This is a genomic window from Acutalibacter intestini (genome assembly GCF_034334985.1).
GTDB classification, from domain to species: Bacteria; Bacillota; Clostridia; order Oscillospirales; family Acutalibacteraceae; genus Acutalibacter; species Acutalibacter intestini.
Genome location: NZ_JAWXXL010000024.1, coordinates 1 through 16,466 on the forward strand (window position 1 = coordinate 1; position 16,466 = coordinate 16,466).

Sequence of the window (16,466 nt, forward strand, 5' to 3'; positions counted from 1 at the left end):
CATAAAACAAAAAAGCAAAAGGGGCGGATTTCTCCGCCCCTCTCGCTTTATGGGGTAATCATAAAATTTAGGTGAGTTGAAACCTTATTCAGTGGGCTCGCTAGTGTCCCCACCCTCGTCCGGAGTGCTGGGTTCGCTAGTGTCGCCGCCCTCGTCGGGGTTGCTGGGCTCGCTTCCCTCATCAGGATTGCTGGGCTCGCTTCCCTCGTCGGGGTTGCTGGGTTCGTCTCCCTCGTCAGGATTGCTAGGCTCATCGCCATCGTCCGGGTTGCTGGGCTCATCGCCGTCGTCCGGATCCTTAATATTGCCATCCTCGTCCAGGAACGCACGAGTGAACAGGCACACAGCATGCTGGCGCAGAATGTTCTGGGTGGGTCCAAAGTTCCCGTTATCAAGGCCATTCACCAGGCCGGCGTCATATGCGGCCCGCACATAGCCCTTCGCCCAGTTGGCAATCTTGTCGCCATCCTTGAACATGGACACGTCCTTGTTCTCGTCGCTCAGGCCAGCCACGCGGGCCATGGCCACGGCGGCCTCCTGGCGGGACAGGTTCCCGTTGGGGTTAAACTCAGTGTCGGAAACACCCTTCATGTAGCCCTTGTCCAGGCAGTACGCGATAGCCGCTTTCGCAGCGTCGGCACGGTTGCCCAGGTCGGTAAAGGGCGTCTCGGTGCCGTACTTCTCCACCAGAATCGCATCCAGCTCGGCAGCGTCGCCGGTCTCGCCAGCCTTCTTCAGGTCAGCGCGGGCGATCAGCAGGGCCATCTGGTAGCGGCGCATGCTCATGCCTACGCCGAACTCGTACGGCTCTGCGTCGGTCTTGATACCCTGCACCAGACCAGCCTTCATGGCCGCGATTACCTCGGCGCGCACGCTCTCGGACAGCTTATCCAGGTCAGCATACTTGCTGGCGTCGAAGTCCGGCGTCGGGCTCGGGCTCGGCTCCTCGCTGGGCGTCGGGCTCGGCGTGGGCACGCTGCCGTCCATGCTCAGGGTGTAGGTGTAAGGAGTGCCATCTTCGGCAACGATGATAATGGTAATGGGCTTGGTAATATCATAGGTCTTCTCAGTGTCGTTGGGATCGAAGGGAGCGCCGTTTACGCTCTCAACCTCTGCGCCCTCGGAAACCGCGATGGACAGCTTCACAGCCTCGGGGTTGGTGCCCTGGGGCAGGGCCACGGTGAACAGCTTATCGTTCTCGGGGTCCAGCTCGGCGGTGGTCTCATCCACCAGCAGGTGGGTGATGGTCGCCTCGGAGGACTCCTCGCGGATGACCAGCTCCAGCTTGTAGTTGTTTACGTTGTTGCGGCCCTCGCTGTAAACATGCAGCTCGGACTGACGGGCTTCCTGCACGCCCCACTGGTTGTTGATAAAGGCGCTGTCCGCAAGACCCGTAATCTGGGTTTCGGTGCCGGTGAACTCGTTATCGACGTACAGCTCGCCGTCCTTCACAAAGAACTTGGTGGAGGTAGCGCCCTCGATGCCGGCGGATACCCACTTGTCTACTTCCTGCTCGCGCTTAATCAGGTCGGGCAGGGTGAAGTTCTTGAAGCTGGCAGCGGCAGGGCTCACGGCGCGCAGGTACTCAATGGCGGTATCCTGGGCAGCGTCGATGAGCAGAGCGCCGTTGCTGGTGTTGAAGTTCAGGTCGAACACAGGGTCATTGTCCGTGTGGTAGCCAATGGTGTTGTAGCTGGCGGGAACATTAACGGTCACGGTCTTGGTGGCCTGGTTCACGATGGCGCGCACCTTAGTGTCGCTGCTGCCCACGCCAGAGATGGCGTCGCCAGTGGCGAAAGCGGCCTTCTTAACGGTCACGTAGTAGATAGCGGTAGCGTCACGGTAAGCGTCGGCACTATTAGTGGGAGCAGTCTTCTGAACAGCCTCGTTGTCGTATACATACAGAACGTTGTCAGAAGAAACTGCGGTGGGATCGAACAGGTCGCCGTTCCAAGCAGTCATATCGCTCTTTTTGATCTTAAACTGTTTGGTGGCTGTGTTTTGCTGGGTCTGGTCAACCATGCTAATGTTCAAGTTAGCAACTGCATGGCTGGTAGCGCCAGCGGGAACATAAGGATACACCGCAGAAGGAGCACTTGCGTTGTTAGCATCGCCACGGAATACCCCACCATACAGGTCGCTCATCTCAAAGTCGGTGAAATAGATGATACCGTCACCGGCTTTGAACAACGGATTGGTGGTATCGTCGTTAGCACGGAAGTCCTCGGGCACCGTTACGGTGATGACATACTCTTTAGCGCTGTTGGCCAGAGGAGCAATTTCCACACCATAGGTATTATGGTTGTTCATCGCGCCAATGTAAGCGGCGTTAGCAGGGTCGATGAAACCGGGGTTTACGTTGGAGTTGGTGCCAGTGGCGCCAGTCCAACCACTCCAGCTGTTGGTCGCGGTGGGATAGGCGGGAGTGGCAGGCACATTGTTGGAGTTCTGCACAATCACGCCATTGCTGGCAGTGTTGCCGGCATAAACCAGATCCTCTTCCACACCGCTGGTGGCCTTGCTTACGCTCAGCTCTGCCTTGGCGGGGGTCTCGTCGCCAGTGCCGCGGCGGCTGAAGGTGATGGTGTAAGCCTGCTTAATGCCCTCGCGGCCATTCTTTACGCTGAAGTACAGCTTGGAGTCCGCGGCATTATAGTTGTTGGCGGTAACGGGCTTCACAGCTTTGCCGTCAAAGCCAATCACATAGTTGGGAACGAACCAGTCGGAAACCTTGGTTACGCCCTCTTCCAGCTCTTTGTACTGGTCCACGTTGGGCCAGGTTTTGTTGTAGCCGTCGCCCACGCCCCACAGGCTGATGCCCACTTCCTGGGTGGTACGGCCATTCAGAGAGCCGCCAGGAGTGACCACGGAGCCAAGAGGAGTGTCGATGAGGATGTACGCGCTCTTCAACAGGCTGTTCAGGGTGTACTTTTCTTCCACGGCGGGATGTGCGTCGCCGCCTTCAGGATCATAGTCACCAGTAGCAACCTTATTTTCAGTGGTGCAAGCATTAGCAATGGCGGTGAAAACGTCGCTCATCGCGGGGTTAACCAAAGTATGGCCAGCAGTTGCGGTCGCTTTAGCAACGGAGAAATCCAGAACAACAGAAGCACCATCAACATCAAAGGTAATTGTGCCCTGGTTCTCCTGACCAGCAGTAGCGCTTACAACAGCGGCAGTGGCACTAGCCAACACAATGTCTTTGGTGCCGGCATCGGTGCTTACTTTTGCAATCAGGTCAAGTTTTGTGGCATTTTTCTTAATGTAGAGTTCCACATTGTCAGCTGCCACTGCGGCAGCTGTGTCACCCATGCCAGCCTTAATAGCAGCGGCCAGTTTGGGCAGGTCGTCTGTATCAACAGCTGCCATTGTAACGGTGATGTCCTCCGGAGTGCCAACATCCTCTGCGGGATCAGTTGGATTAGCGTCATCGGTCTCCTGCCACTGATAGGTACCCATAGTGGCACCAGCCTCAAGGTCCAGATTCTCAACAGAAGCATCAGTAGCAGATGCGTCTACGGCTTCAGAGAAATTCTCATACCAGCTAGCATCCAGATCGAAGTTAAAGTTCCGGTGGGTGTCAGCCTTGGTAGACTCCAGGGTCTTCCACACTTTTTCCTTCCCATCGAAGTACTTCAGGGTTACGCGGGTGGGGGTGGTGCCGGTGTCCTGGCTGGGCTTAATCAGGTTGATGGTGTAGTCCTTGTAGGTCTTGCCATCAGAACCGAATACCCGCAGCACAAAGCTGCCGCCCTCGGTGTTAACGTTGTCGATCACAGCGCTGGCCGCATTGGGCTTGTTAAAGCGGTTACCGTTGGCCTGGGTCTTTTTCACGCCCCAGTAACGGTCGCCCACAATGCTGGGATCCTGGGCAGGAATGGAGATGTAGTTACCGCTGTTGGTAGTAGCGGAGATACGGGCGGGATGCTGGCCATCGCCAGTGCTGAACTGGAACTGATAGTCAACATAGTAGTTGATCTCGTCGTTCAAGCCATCCTCGGTCCAGGAAACCTGGCTGTCATAGCCGTTGATTTGCAGCTCGCGCAGCAGCGGAGCAGTGTCGTCGGCAGCCACAGTGCTGGCCTCGCTAACGATGATCTTTACGTTCTTATAGAAGCAGTTGTTGATGTCGGCGGGAGCGTTGGGCTCCATGTTCGCCTCGGTCTTAACTGTCAGGTAGTACACATAGGTGGGAGGAGTGCCAGAGCCGCCCTCAAAGCGGACCTGGTTCTCGCCGCTCTTAATGGGATAGTCCTTAGACTCATTTTTGTTGGCAGAGAGAATGGAGTCCCAGCCAGCATTGGTCTCGCTGCCAGGCAGTGTGCTATTCTGGAAATGGGGGTCCTCTACGCGCACCACATTGGCGTCATGATTGAACAGGATGGTAGAGAAGCCAGCGCCAATAGCGGTAAAGTCGGTTTTGTTGTTCACCACCACGTTGTAAGTAGTAGTTCCGGAAGTATCGGTAGTGGTCTTATAGGTGTTGTAGGTGTTCTTGCCAACCTTCACCGCCACATCGGTCAGGGCGTTTTCCTGTACAAACTTCACAGTGTAGTTCCGGGTGTGGCCATCGCGGGCAGTCACGGTCAAACGGCCGTTGCCGGTTACGCTGGTGGGCGCCTGGTAGTTCACAGTGGAGTATACGGAGTTGGGGATGAACACCCGGCGGGCGATGCGGTTGTTCTCATCGTCCGTGCCGGCAATGGGCTCGCCCTCGGCCAGAATCCCGTCCGCGTCAGACAGGGTCTGAGCAGCGCCGAAGCTGCCGTTGGTGCCGTCGCCGAAACCAGCCTCTTTCCAGGTCATGCCCAGAGGCAGGGTGATGGTCACAGTTTCGTTCACATTGTCGAACTCGCCCTTAATGCCGATAAAGGCATAGTCGGTGGTGCCATTGCGGAACTGCTGGTTGGGGCGCACCGCCTGCAAGGTAGTATCGTCGTTGGCAACAGTGACCACAGAGGTGATGTTCAGCTTGTAGTCGCCAACCACCTCTTTGTCCGCGTTCAGGACCTGGAAGGTTACCTGATACACCACAGGGGTGACGTCCTTCTCGCTGATTACGGTAGCCTCGTTCAGCAGGTCCAGACCGGAGAAGGGCACCTGAATGGTGACGTCACGCGCGGTGACCACCTGGGCGGTGTAGCCCTCCACCGGCACCCACGCGATGGATACCGTGGTGGCGTCCTGCACAGTAACGTTATATTCGTTACTGCCGTCCGCCGGCTTTGTTGCGGTACGGTTGTTCACCGTCACGGTTGGCGGCTCGATGGTAGGAGCCGGATCCGTGGGAGCATCCTCCGCCGCAGCACTGAGCGGAATCATTGCGACGACCATCATGATGGCCAGAAGCATCGCAAGTGATTTCTTCAGAAACTTGCTTTTGTTCATGATTTCAACCCTCTTAAATTTTAGATTCTCAGCCGGCCTTTTTCGCCGCTGAGTGGAAGTTAACTATATACTGCACTTTGTTCCACCATATTTTCATGCATTTCCCATCATTTCTAAAGTATTTCATCCCTTTTTCCGCCAAGCAGTTGTAAGAATGCAACTTTTATTCAACTCTTATTCCACACCTTCTGGAAAAAAGTGGAAAATTGAAGTATTTTGTCGAATTATAGCAAAAAATGAATTTCTTATCCATAGTTCAACTTTTATTCAACAGACCTGGTTAGGGCTTGTTGGAACATGGAGAAAAAGACAAATTTCTGACCAGGGAAGGTCCATTGCAAGGAGAACACCGCAAGTTAACCGGGCGGTTGACAAGGATTTTTTGCACGGAAAGGGGCCTCTTCTGGGCAAAAAAGACGGCGTACTTCTTTTCTTGGGATTATGCGGCAATTATTTCTCTCTAGTTTTGACAATGATGTGCACATCCTGTTATCCTATATAATAGTTCCGTAGTCCCGCAAAGTCTGGACAACGGTAAAAATTTGCACAGGCGGGCGAAGTCTGTTCATTTCTTAACAAGATATGAAAAGAAATGGACATGGCATCACCCCACACTGTCTGGGTGATGCCATGCCCCGCTAAAAAAGGAGTGTAAAGCAATATGGCTAATATCCAGGCAAGAACCAACAAGGAAGGACGGGTCATTTCCTACTGTATCAGAGTATACAGGGGGCGAGACCCAAAAACCGGCAAACAGCTAACCCCCTACACCTGTACCTGGCGGGTCCCAGATGGGTGGGGCGAAAGACGCGCCCGTAAAGAAGCGGAAAAGCAGGCCGTCCTTTTTGAACGCCGATGCCGCCAGGGTATCTCAAACGGGACTCAAACCTTTGCCGAGTATGCGGAATACGTGCTCTCCTGTAAAATTACGATGGGCATGAAACACTTGACCGAAATACACTACCGACAAAGCCTCCAGCGGGTTATGCCCATTTTAGGCCCCATGAAACTCTGTGACATTAAACCCCAGCATCTAAATCTGCTGTACCAATCCCTTTCCTCTCCCCAGGCCAGAAATGATAACGAAATGGAACAAGATAAACCCATTCTGTGGAAAACACTTGAAAAGCAGGGAATTTTTGGCGACCTACCGGTAAAAGGAGGCGGGCGGATCAGTTTGGCCCGGCTTCGGGCTGGACATCCTGTAAAGCCTGCCACCGCCCAACGTATTGCCGAAAGTTTAGATATGCCAGTCAGCGATCTGTTTACCCCAGTGCGCAAGGAAAAAACCCTAAGCTCCCGCACTGTGATGAACTGTCATCTGCTGGTCTCCGCTGTGCTGGGCCAGGCAGAAAAAGAGATGTTAATTCCCTATAATCCAGCAAGGCGGGCCGTACCTCCCAAGCGGGGCGAAGGCATAGACCCCAACTATTTTCAAGAGGATCAGGTGGGGGCCATTCTAAACGCCCTGGAATCAGAGCCTATCAAATGGCAGGCCGCCGTCAATCTGCTGTTGGCCTCTGGCTGTCGCCGCGGGGAGCTTTTAGGACTGAAATGGGAGAAAGTGGATTGGGTCCGGCGGACTATCCGCATTGACTGTGCTATGCACTACGCTGCCGACCGGGGACTGTATGAGGGCCCCCCAAAAACCCGAGACTCTGTACGTACCCTGCGTCTGCCTGAGGAAACCATGGAACTGCTCCAGGAATACCGGTTGTGGCAACTGGAAGAAATCACCTCGCAGGGTGCGCGTTGGAAGGAATCTCCGTACATTTTTACAGGCGAACATGGCGGACCTATGAACCCCTCTCAATTGGGAAACTGGCTGACCCGCTTTGAAAAGCGTCATGGTTTACCCCATCTAAATCCTCATGCTTTCCGGCACACCATGACCAGTCTGCTTTTATTTAGCGGAGTGGACAGCATCAGTGTTAGCCACCGGCTGGGACATTCCAGCGTGGCTACCACCACAAATATATACGGGCACCTAATGCGGCAGGCAGAAGAGCGTATCAGCGGCAGAATAGAAGAAATTATCACCCGGGCTAAAAGTGAAGCAAAGCGAGAGAGCGATACATAAGAATCACTTGGCAAATACATCATAGCATTATTATGGCCACATTGCATGTCTGTTTCGATCCGATCAGACTGGCTACTATCAATCATGATTTGCCTAAAAGAAATATCATCTATCTAAGGTTCTTTTGAAAAAGTGAAAACGCCATCCATTTTCAAACAATTTCCCATGAGCATTTTTTAAATTGAAACTTTCGAAATTATTTAGGGCTTGCTTGAAAATAGAGGGAATGAGGTCTTTTTGCCCAGAAGGGGTGACTTTCAAGGAGAAAACCGTAAGCTGTTCTGCCATTTTCGACGCAGAAACCGGCCGGCCTCTTCTGGGCAATAAGACGGTGTTTCCGGTTTTTCAAACGAGCCCACATTTTAAAACCATTTTCATGAAAGAAAGTAAAAAGCAGCGCTGTACCTTTTGGCACAAACGCTGCTTTCCCTTTTGCTATCCTTAATAATAACTAGCCTGCTCCAGCACTTCCTCCGGCACCTGTGCCGCCAGGATGGACATAGTCTCTTGGTTCACACTAATCCGCCCGGTAGGAGTCCATACCGGCAGCTGCTCCACTGCACGCCCAGCGATCATCTGCACTGCCATATCGGCAGCCTGATTACCCGCCTCGGTATAGTCTACACTTACCCCAGCCAAAGCACCCTGCTGTACAAGGTCCTCAGAAGAGACATACCAAGGCTTTCCAGCATCCCGGGCAACCTGGGCTGCTTCTTGGGCCACCGCCGCCACAGTATTGTCCATGGGGCTAAACACAGCGTCTGCTTGAGAGCAGAGTTCTGTCATCCGCTGCTTCACCTCTCCAATACCACTGACCTGGCCCTCTACTACTGTGATGGACTTCTCTCCGCAAACCTTTCGCAGCTCCTCCACCGTGATGGTACCCAAAGCTCCACTGGGGTCAAAGAGCAGCCCCATGGTTTTCAGTTCTGGATTTACCTGTAGGGCAAAGTCCACAGCAGCCCGGGCCTGGGCTGCGTCCGCGACACCTGTCACACTACCTTCCGGTTGCTCCGGGTTGGCAATACCAAGCTCGGTTTTCGGGTCGCCAACTCCCAAGAACACTACTTTTGTGCCGTCTTTTTTGGCAGCCTCCACCGCGCCTTTAGCCGCGGGCGGAGAAATGGCAACAATTACATCTACTTTATTCTTTATAAATTTTTCGCAAATCTCCGTGACCTTTCCCCGGTCGCCCCCGGCATTCTGATAATCAACCGCCAGCTTGCCATCGTCGTATCCCCATTCGTCCAATCGGCTGATAAAGGCCTCTCGGGCCTGGTCTAGGGGAGCATACTCCATATATTGCACTAGGCCAATTTGAAGCACTCTCTTCTCTTGCTCCACTGGGGAAGAGGAATTCTCCACTGAGGAGGGGCCCTGGTTCTCTTCTTCCTTTTTACTACACCCCGCCAGTCCACCTATGGCCAACCCTAGCACCAAAAGCAGGCAAAGGAACTTCTTCATGGGGCATCATCTCCTTTTTGCGATACCGGCCTTAGACCTGCTGTCTTTTTTCCGCAAGCGCAAGGTCCGGTCCTGGTTATGCAAAGAATTTCTTTCTATTGTTGTGCACAAAGCCTTTTTGGCTCCGCATTTATGGAATGATCTCCAGCACTCCGCTTACTTCTGTGCCCCGAATCTGCCCGTTAAACGTGCCGTTCAAAAAAGCGGCATAGCGGTTCTGGTCCTCCATCCGGTACAGCTCTAGGGTATCGCTGCCCCCGTCAAAGTACTTATAGACCACCTCTAGGGCTGGGGCGCCGCTTACCTCTACCTTATCTTGAGAGAACACCGCCAGGCTAATCAGCTTCTGGAAGAAGGGCTGGTAGGCCTCGGAATAATCCACATTTTCGCCGCCCGCATTTACAATGGTTAAGTCATAGCTGGTCAGCTGTTCGGTAGACTTCTCCTCGTTTACCTGGCGAGTCACGTCATACTGGTACACCTGGTCTTTTTCCACGGTCAGGGTCAGCTGCTGTACTTCTTTAATATTGGGAATCCAAACATAGCTCATACGCAGGCCCAGCAGGTTGGCCTCGGCCCAGCCAGAGACCAAACTATTTTCCACCACGTAGATTACGTCGCTGGTATCGCTGATTAAATACCGGTATCCCTCGCTGTCTTTGGCGCTCACCGCCAGCCTGTGCTGGCTATTGTTCATGTTAAAGGAAATCTCGGCCTCTGGCTCCAGCAGGCCATGGGCCTCCAGGTCCTCGTCCGAGTCCCCTATGCTGCTAACGCTGGTAGCGGTCAGGCTTTTTAGGGTAGTCAGCAGCTCGTTAAAGCGGTTATTGGCCGACTCTGCCACAATGGGCTCTGTAATCAGATATCCACTGGTAGACTTGCTGGAATACTCAATATGAATGGGGTCTGGATACTGCTTGCCGCTGAAGGTGATCTCATAGAGAATGTCTATTCCGTCGGTCTCCGTCTTGTTTCCCTCTTCGTCTATGGTCTCTTCCTTGCGGTTTTCTATGGTATAAACCTCTGTGCTAAAGTAGGCCATGGGGCTGCCAAAAAAGTTGGCGGGCACGTTGGAAACCACATAAACCTGGCCGTCTATTAGCACATACCTTCCGCCCGATTCCGGCGTACTGGCGCCCAGGGTCATGCTGTGGCTCTCAGAGCCACAGTGAATGGTCACCTGGGCGGCGTCCTCTCCTTTCAGCCCAAAGGCCTCCAAATCATCCCGGCTGCCCAGGTTTTTTGAAGCGGTGATCTTTAAGACACTGCGGGCGTTGGCAGTAATCTGCCCCAGGTTCATATTATACTTTTCACAGTTCTGGATCGTAAAATTCACATTCCCTTCGCTGTCGGAGTCAGTGGGCACCACAACAAAGCCGCCCTTGGCGTTCTCTATTTCAATAGAGTCCACCTTGGCTTCTTCCACCTCCAGCAGGGTCTCGCCGGCCTGGCTGGAAGAGGGAGCAGAGCTCTCCTCATTGCCCTCCTCTGTGGGCAAATTCACTAGCACAGCCACCGCGCCCCCCAAAAGGGCCAGAACCACCAGCATAATAACAATATACTTTCCGGTTTTTTTCATAGGCTTACAGGTGCCTCCTCTTCAAGAAGATCACAAGGCCCGCCGCCAAAATCAGCACTGGCAGGGCAATGGTGAACACAAACAGCCCCAGCACCACAACGGTGTTCTGAGAAGCCGTTACGTCCCGCACATTGGTCTGCACCCGCTCGGTATATACAGAAACATTGCTTCCGTCCGTGCCGGTGGCCTGCTTCATCAGGTCCATTACATAGTTTCCATTGCCAAAGGCGGGGGCGGCTATGAAGGAATCGGCAAACACATGGGAAGAACCAAACACAAATACATCCCGGTTATAGATCTTATTATCCTTTTGAATAAAGGTATTAGACATGGTTGCCACCACCTGCTCGGAAGTATCTGGGTCTGTATCTTCCGTATCATCGGCAGTAGCGGTATAGGCACTGTCCGCGGTGGTCCACAGGGCCTTAGCAGTAATCTCTCCGTTGCCGGAGAACAGCACCTCCAAGGGCACGCTTTGGGGAGAGACCACCCAACCGTAATTTCCTTCCAAAACCTCTTCCGAAGGATTCACCCGCACATTAATGGGACTGGAGAAATACCGGTCCGCGTCGGTTTCCGCCACCACGGCGTCCGTGTTGGCAGAAACACCCCACTCCTCTAAAAATCCCTCCAGCTTAGGCAGACTGCCCTGGCCTGGGAAACAAGTGACAATCAACGCCAGATCTTCCAGCCGCTCGCTGTTTCCCAAGTAGGCCCGCAGCTTGTCCAGCTCCGCGTCGGTGTAGTCATTTTTTGGGGTGGGAATCATCAGCAGCTGAGTTTCCTCAGGAATTTCCTCGGTAAGAATGTTAATCTCCCGCACTTCAAAGTTTTGCTTCTCCATCAGCTCCAGGAAGTAGGACATAATGCTGCTGGTAAGAATCTCCTCATGGCCGGTAGCAACGGTAAGCACCGGCACCTTGTCCATATTCACCACCTCAATGGCTGCGGCCAGGGCGCTGTCCGCATTAGAAAACATATTTGTCTCGCCTGTAGTCTGGTCCTGGGACCGGGAAAACATGTCGTTTAGGGTCAAAAGCTTATAGCGCTTCTCTGTGCGCACCAGCACCTTGCCGCTGGTCAAACTCTCGTTAGGATATTCATTGGCAAAGGTAGGGTTCGTGTCTGGGTCCAAAAATTCAGTGTGGATGTTACCGTTTGCCTCTTCCAGGCGCTCGGCCAAGTTAGCCACCTGGCTGTACTTGATGCCGTAGTTGGAGAAAATGGCGTCGTTCCGGTAAGCGGACTCTTCGCCAATGAGGAAGATCTCGGTTTTGTTCTCCACCTTGCCAGCCACTTCCAGGGCCTGCTCAGAAAGGGTATTCATCTTTTTGGCGGTCAGGTCCACGTTCATTGAGGGAAATCGGTCCGCCAAAACAGAGACCAGTACGTTAACTACCACCACAATGGCAATGAATACCACGGTCAAAGCCGTAGCCATGCCTCCGCGCTTAAACTTGCTGCCGCTGAAGAAAGAGGGCTTCTTGCCCTTAGAACCGGGCTTTGTGGAAACGGGCGCTTTCTCCGGCGTATTTTCCTCAACGGTCTCTGGGGGCTGGGCCGCCTCTTGCTCTTCTATTTCCAAATTTTCCTTGTTGTTTTCGTCCATTAGAATTGCTACCTTCCTTTCCTGTGGGGCAAAGTTAAAGGGATTTTTATCATAATACGGATCTGCCTCCGCTGGCATAAATTGCCGGCTGCCGCAAGACCTTTGGGGCTTTGCCCCAAACTCTGCCAGGGGCCAAGAGTGGACCCTGGACCGCGCTCTTGCTGACGTTCTTTTACAAGATTAGGACTTTTACGACCAACGGCGGCTCTCCAGCCTGCGTGCCGTCAGGAACACAAAGATAGCCATCACGCTAATAAAGAATATGGTGCTGGGTACGCTGAACAGCCCCTGGGTAAAAGTGCTGTAGCGGTTACTAAAGGAAATCCAGCTGACAAACGTGGCCACCACGGCGTTGTTAATGGAAGAGGCCAGGGAGTCGATATACATTAGGAACACCGAGACCGCAAAAGTGCCGATGGCCGCGATAATCTGGCTGATCGTCAGGCTGGAGATAAACACGCCAATAGAGACCATAGCCCCACCGTACAGCAGAGTGCCAATATAGTTTCCGAGGATCTCGCCCCAGGGCGGAGTGGAGAAGAAGCTCATGGCAATGGCGGGCAGCAGGCCGATGGTAGAGGCGATAATATACACCAGGTAGCAGGCCAGGAACTTTCCCACCACAATGGAGGTGACCCCTACCGGGGCTGTCAGCAAAATTTGGTCGGTTTTGTTCTTCTGGTCGTCGGTCATGCTCTTCATGGTGATAACGGGAATAATCAGCATGGAAAAGCTGAACATGGTGCCGTACACCACGCTGGGAATATAGCTGGAATAGCCCCTGGCCATCACAAAGAAATAGAAAAAGCCGTACAGGGCGGCCAGGGCGGCCACGCAGACATAGCCGATCGGCGAGCTGAAATACGAGCGCAGCTCCCGCTTAAAAATTGCCTTCATCTTCAGTCCTCCCCCTTGCTTTCAGAATGTGCTTCGTCTGAACTAGTCAGCTGTAGGAACAGGTCCTCCAGGGTCAGGTCCGTATTCTTCAGGGCCAGCACCGGCCAGCCGTTACGGGCCATCAGGGCGAACAGGTCCCGGCGGATGTCCACATCCAGGGCGGACTCAATGCTAAAGTCATAGGCGCCAGGCTCCTTCTCACCCAGAGAATATACGTCCTCTACATGCTCTAAAGCCTCAATGGCGTGCAGAATTTCCTTTTCCGGCCCCTCGGCCCGCATAATCAGCCGGTGGTCCTGAGAAAGGTCATGGGCCAGGGTATCGGTGGCGCCGTCGGCCACCAATTTACCATTATTGATCACAATAATGCGTTCGCACACTGCCTGCACCTCGGGCAAAATATGAGAGCTGAGAATAATCGTGTGGTTGCGCCCCAGGTTCTTGATCAAAGTGCGAATCTCAATAATCTGCTTGGGGTCCAGGCCCACGGTGGGCTCGTCCAAAATCAGTACCGGCGGATTGCCGATTAACGCCTGGGCAATGCCCACCCGCTGTTTGTAGCCCTTGGAGAGGTTACCAATAATACGGCCGTACACATTTTCAATCTTCACCAGTTGGCAAATTTCCTGGATATGCTGTTTTTTGGGCTGGGCGGCCTTTTTCAGCTCGTAGACGAAATCCAGATACTCCTTTACCGTCATATCCATATAAAGGGGAGGCTGCTCTGGTAAATACCCGATGAGGCGTTTCACCTCGTTGGGATCGTCCAAAGTGTTTTTGCCGGAAACAGCCACACTGCCCTCGCTGGCGGATAGATACCCTGTGACAATATTCATGGTAGTGGATTTTCCCGCGCCATTTGGCCCCAGGAAACCCACTATAGAGCCTTCCTCTATGGTAAAGCTCACGTGGTCCACTGCCAGGTTTGCGCCGTAGCGCTTTGTAAGGTTCCTGACCTCTACCATTTCTGTGATTCCTCCTGTTTTATGACTTTCTACAAAATAAATAGCACAAAGCTGCTTATTCCAAAAACTACTTTTGTCAAAGGTCCGCGGCGGCTCCAAATACTCCCATTCCGCCTTTTTCCCCTCATCATTTGGGAAGCCGTCCATTTAGGGCGGCTTCTTTATAGTATGGCAAAATATTGCCAATTTGTCAAGTAGATAGGGCCTGTTCACCGTATATTTCCTGCCGCTTTAGGGGATTTTTTAAAAAATTGGGCCAAAGCAGGAGAAAAAAACTACCCTTCACATAATGTTTCATAAAAAGAGTAGTCTACCCAGCCGCTTATTTTTTTCAGCGCCCCTTCTTCCAGCTCCTTCACCATCAGGCAGTCTGGGTGGGGCAGCTTAATCTTCGGCCCCGCCTCTATGCCCACCGTATAGCTGGGCCGAAAGCCCCGGGAAGCATAATTTTTCGGGTTACCTTCCACCAGCACCGCTTGATACCCCAGTTTCTTGGCTTTTTCAAAGCCATATTCTATTAGTTCTTTTGAAATATGCTGTCGCTGCAACTGGGTTTTCACTGCTACAGGGGTAAGAATCAACAACTCCTCTTCATATTTTCCTTCCAGATGGAATCCAGAAAACATCGCATACCCAATAACCGCCCGCTCTTCATTTACCCATGATGAGCTCCAGCTGGGGGATATAATACTTTTTCGCCCGAATTTCTTCCACCAGCCGACGGACCATCTTTCCCTCTTCCGGGCTGTCATATTCTGTAAACACCTCTTCTATCAGGTCTAGCGCTGGAAGAAGGTAAGCCTTTTTCCATAGATTTTATAATCCGTTCCATTGGCAAATCTCCCTCTATCAAGCTTGATTCCTTTCTCTATCCTACCACGGTCCCGCTGTAAAAACAGTACCCTAAAGGCCTGATACGCCTCTAGTTTTTTCGCCACCAGTATACCCCCCAATTGTGAATATTACGTGAATACCTGGTGATTCTTGCTTGACGCAAGGCCATGTAGCGGTTAAAATAGACAAAGGTGTGTACCTATATAGACTTAGCGCACTGAATGAAAAAGGAGGCAACGGAATTATGGCAGACATTCAACCCTTCCGCGCCCTGCGCTACACCAGCCAGGCCGGTAAAATAGAAGAGCTCACCTGCCCGCCCTATGATATTATCAGTGAAGAACAGCGCCAGGCCTTTATTAACGCAAATCCCCATAACGTCATCCGTCTGGAACTACCCAAGGGAGAAGAGCCCTATGCCGCGGCAAAGGCTACTCTTTCCTCCTGGCTGGAGGAAGAATCCTTGACCCATGATATGGACCCAGGTATGTATATTTATGAGGAGGAATTCCTCAGCCGGGTAGATAGGGGAGAGGTAAAAAAGCTTCGGGGCCTGATCTGCCGGGTCCGGCTGGAAGAATTCACTGCCGGAGTAGTGCTGCCCCATGAGGAGACCCTAAGCAAAGCGAAAGAGGACCGCTTTCAGCTAATGCAGGCCACAAACTGCAATTTCAGCCAAATCTATTCCCTTTATCAGGACCATGCCCACACCACCCGCCAGCGGCTGGACCATCTTTGTCAGTGCACGGTTCCCCGCTATGAATTTTCCGATGGTCTGGTGACCCACCGGCTGTGGGTCATCAACGATCCTGAGGCCATAGCGGCCTTGCAGGAGGACTTTGCCCCTCGAAAGCTATACATTGCCGACGGCCACCACCGTTATGAAACCGCCCTTAATTACCGCCGGCACCTACAAGAGCAGGGTCAATATATCCCTGGGGCCGGGTATGTAATGATGTTCCTAGCGGACATGGCAGATCCTGGCCTAGTGGTTTTTCCCACCCACCGCCTAGTTCGTGGTTTAACTGATTTCAGCGGCACAGCCCTTTTAGACGCCTGTAAAGAGTACTTTACCCTTTCTCCAGCAGAGAATCGTACCTTGGATCAGATCCAGAATTCTCTTGACCATGCGTATGCCCAGGGGGAGCATGCTTTCGCCTACTTTGATGGGGAACATTGGCAGATCTTAACGCTGAAAGACCTTTCCGCCGTAGAAGCTCTGCTGCCTGCCATGAGCTCCGCTTATCGGAGCCTGGATGTAACCATTCTGCATTCTCTTATTTTAGAGCGGCTGCTGGGTATTGATAAAGAAAATATGGCCAATCAGGTAAACCTGACCTACACCCGCTCGGCAGAGGAAGCGGTGGAAGCAGTGGAGAGCGGCAAGGCCAACTGCTGTTTCCTTTTGAATCCCACCCGGGTAGAAGAAATTGGCGCGGTGGCTGCCAGTGGGGAAAAAATGCCCCAGAAGTCCACATATTTTTATCCAAAGCTTATCACAGGACTGGTGATGAATGATCTAAGCAGCCAGTAATTTTATCAATTTTTAAATAAAGTAAGTCGATCCTAGAGTCTGTGTGAAAACTCCGAAACAGGGTCAGTTTTGCCCAGAAATGGTGGCTTCGGCGTCAAAAACCCTGGAAAGGCGCC

At 52.8% G+C, this 16,466-nt stretch carries 10 protein-coding genes; 2 read left to right on the forward strand and 8 right to left on the reverse strand.

All coding sequences use genetic code 11. The annotated features are described in order from the left end of the window. Positions 1-84: 84 nt before the first annotated feature. Positions 85-5,388 (reverse strand): S-layer homology domain-containing protein, encoded by a 5,304-nt coding sequence (locus tag U8U68_RS15135; protein WP_322202250.1) that lies wholly within the window; start codon positions 5,386-5,388, stop codon positions 85-87. Between the two features lie 661 nt (positions 5,389-6,049). Here U8U68_RS15135 and U8U68_RS15140 point away from each other — a divergent pair. After that, positions 6,050-7,468, forward strand: a complete 1,419-nt coding sequence (locus U8U68_RS15140; RefSeq protein WP_322202252.1) for a site-specific integrase — start codon at positions 6,050-6,052, stop codon at positions 7,466-7,468. Positions 7,469-7,664: 196 nt separating this feature from the next. Here U8U68_RS15140 and U8U68_RS15145 read toward each other — a convergent pair whose 3' ends face one another. From U8U68_RS15145 to U8U68_RS15175, 7 genes are all read right to left on the reverse strand, one after another. Then, positions 7,665-7,883 (reverse strand): hypothetical protein, encoded by a 219-nt coding sequence (locus U8U68_RS15145; protein ID WP_322202254.1) that lies wholly within the window; start codon positions 7,881-7,883, stop codon positions 7,665-7,667. A gap of 26 nt (positions 7,884-7,909) precedes the next feature. Next, the gene (locus tag U8U68_RS15150; RefSeq protein WP_322202256.1) at positions 7,910-8,932 is read right to left on the reverse strand and encodes an ABC transporter substrate-binding protein; all 1,023 of its coding nucleotides are present in this window, start codon (positions 8,930-8,932) and stop codon (positions 7,910-7,912) included. Positions 8,933-9,062: 130 nt separating this feature from the next. Next, positions 9,063-10,511 carry a DUF4340 domain-containing protein gene (locus tag U8U68_RS15155; RefSeq protein WP_322202258.1) on the reverse strand — a complete coding sequence of 483 codons (1,449 nt, stop codon included), beginning with the start codon at positions 10,509-10,511 and terminating at the stop codon, positions 9,063-9,065. 4 nt (positions 10,512-10,515) lie between these two features. After that, a complete protein-coding gene (locus tag U8U68_RS15160) occupies positions 10,516-12,120 on the reverse strand; it encodes a GldG family protein (RefSeq protein ID WP_322202260.1) in 1,605 nt (534 codons plus the stop codon). Between the two features lie 189 nt (positions 12,121-12,309). Further along, the gene (locus U8U68_RS15165; protein ID WP_322202261.1) at positions 12,310-13,017 is read right to left on the reverse strand and encodes an ABC transporter permease; all 708 of its coding nucleotides are present in this window, start codon (positions 13,015-13,017) and stop codon (positions 12,310-12,312) included. Positions 13,018-13,019: 2 nt separating this feature from the next. Continuing rightward, on the reverse strand, positions 13,020-13,982 hold the full coding sequence (locus tag U8U68_RS15170; RefSeq protein ID WP_322202263.1) for an ATP-binding cassette domain-containing protein: 963 nt from the start codon (positions 13,980-13,982) through the stop codon (positions 13,020-13,022). 275 nt (positions 13,983-14,257) lie between these two features. Continuing rightward, positions 14,258-14,734, reverse strand: a complete 477-nt coding sequence (locus tag U8U68_RS15175; RefSeq protein WP_322202265.1) for a GNAT family N-acetyltransferase — start codon at positions 14,732-14,734, stop codon at positions 14,258-14,260. Between the two features lie 326 nt (positions 14,735-15,060). On the opposite strand from U8U68_RS15175, the gene U8U68_RS15180 reads away from it, so the two are divergent. Then, positions 15,061-16,350, forward strand: coding sequence for a DUF1015 domain-containing protein (locus U8U68_RS15180; RefSeq protein ID WP_322202267.1), 1,290 nt, complete (start codon positions 15,061-15,063; stop codon positions 16,348-16,350). The last annotated feature ends 116 nt before the right edge of the window (positions 16,351-16,466 follow it).

Excerpts from the sequence above, each read along its gene's own strand:
- U8U68_RS15135 (WP_322202250.1), bottom strand. The coding sequence starts at position 5,388 with ATGAACAAAAGCAAGTTTCTGAAGAAATCACTTGCGATGCTTCTGGCC.
- U8U68_RS15140 (WP_322202252.1), top strand. The coding sequence starts at position 6,050 with ATGGCTAATATCCAGGCAAGAACCAACAAGGAAGGACGGGTCATTTCC.
- U8U68_RS15150 (WP_322202256.1), bottom strand. The coding sequence starts at position 8,932 with ATGAAGAAGTTCCTTTGCCTGCTTTTGGTGCTAGGGTTGGCCATAGGT.
- U8U68_RS15155 (WP_322202258.1), bottom strand. The coding sequence starts at position 10,511 with ATGAAAAAAACCGGAAAGTATATTGTTATTATGCTGGTGGTTCTGGCC.
- U8U68_RS15160 (WP_322202260.1), bottom strand. The coding sequence starts at position 12,120 with ATGGACGAAAACAACAAGGAAAATTTGGAAATAGAAGAGCAAGAGGCG.
- U8U68_RS15165 (WP_322202261.1), bottom strand. The coding sequence starts at position 13,017 with ATGAAGGCAATTTTTAAGCGGGAGCTGCGCTCGTATTTCAGCTCGCCG.
- U8U68_RS15170 (WP_322202263.1), bottom strand. The coding sequence starts at position 13,982 with ATGGTAGAGGTCAGGAACCTTACAAAGCGCTACGGCGCAAACCTGGCA.
- U8U68_RS15175 (WP_322202265.1), bottom strand. The coding sequence starts at position 14,734 with ATGACAGCCCGGAAGAGGGAAAGATGGTCCGTCGGCTGGTGGAAGAAA.
- U8U68_RS15180 (WP_322202267.1), top strand. The coding sequence starts at position 15,061 with ATGGCAGACATTCAACCCTTCCGCGCCCTGCGCTACACCAGCCAGGCC.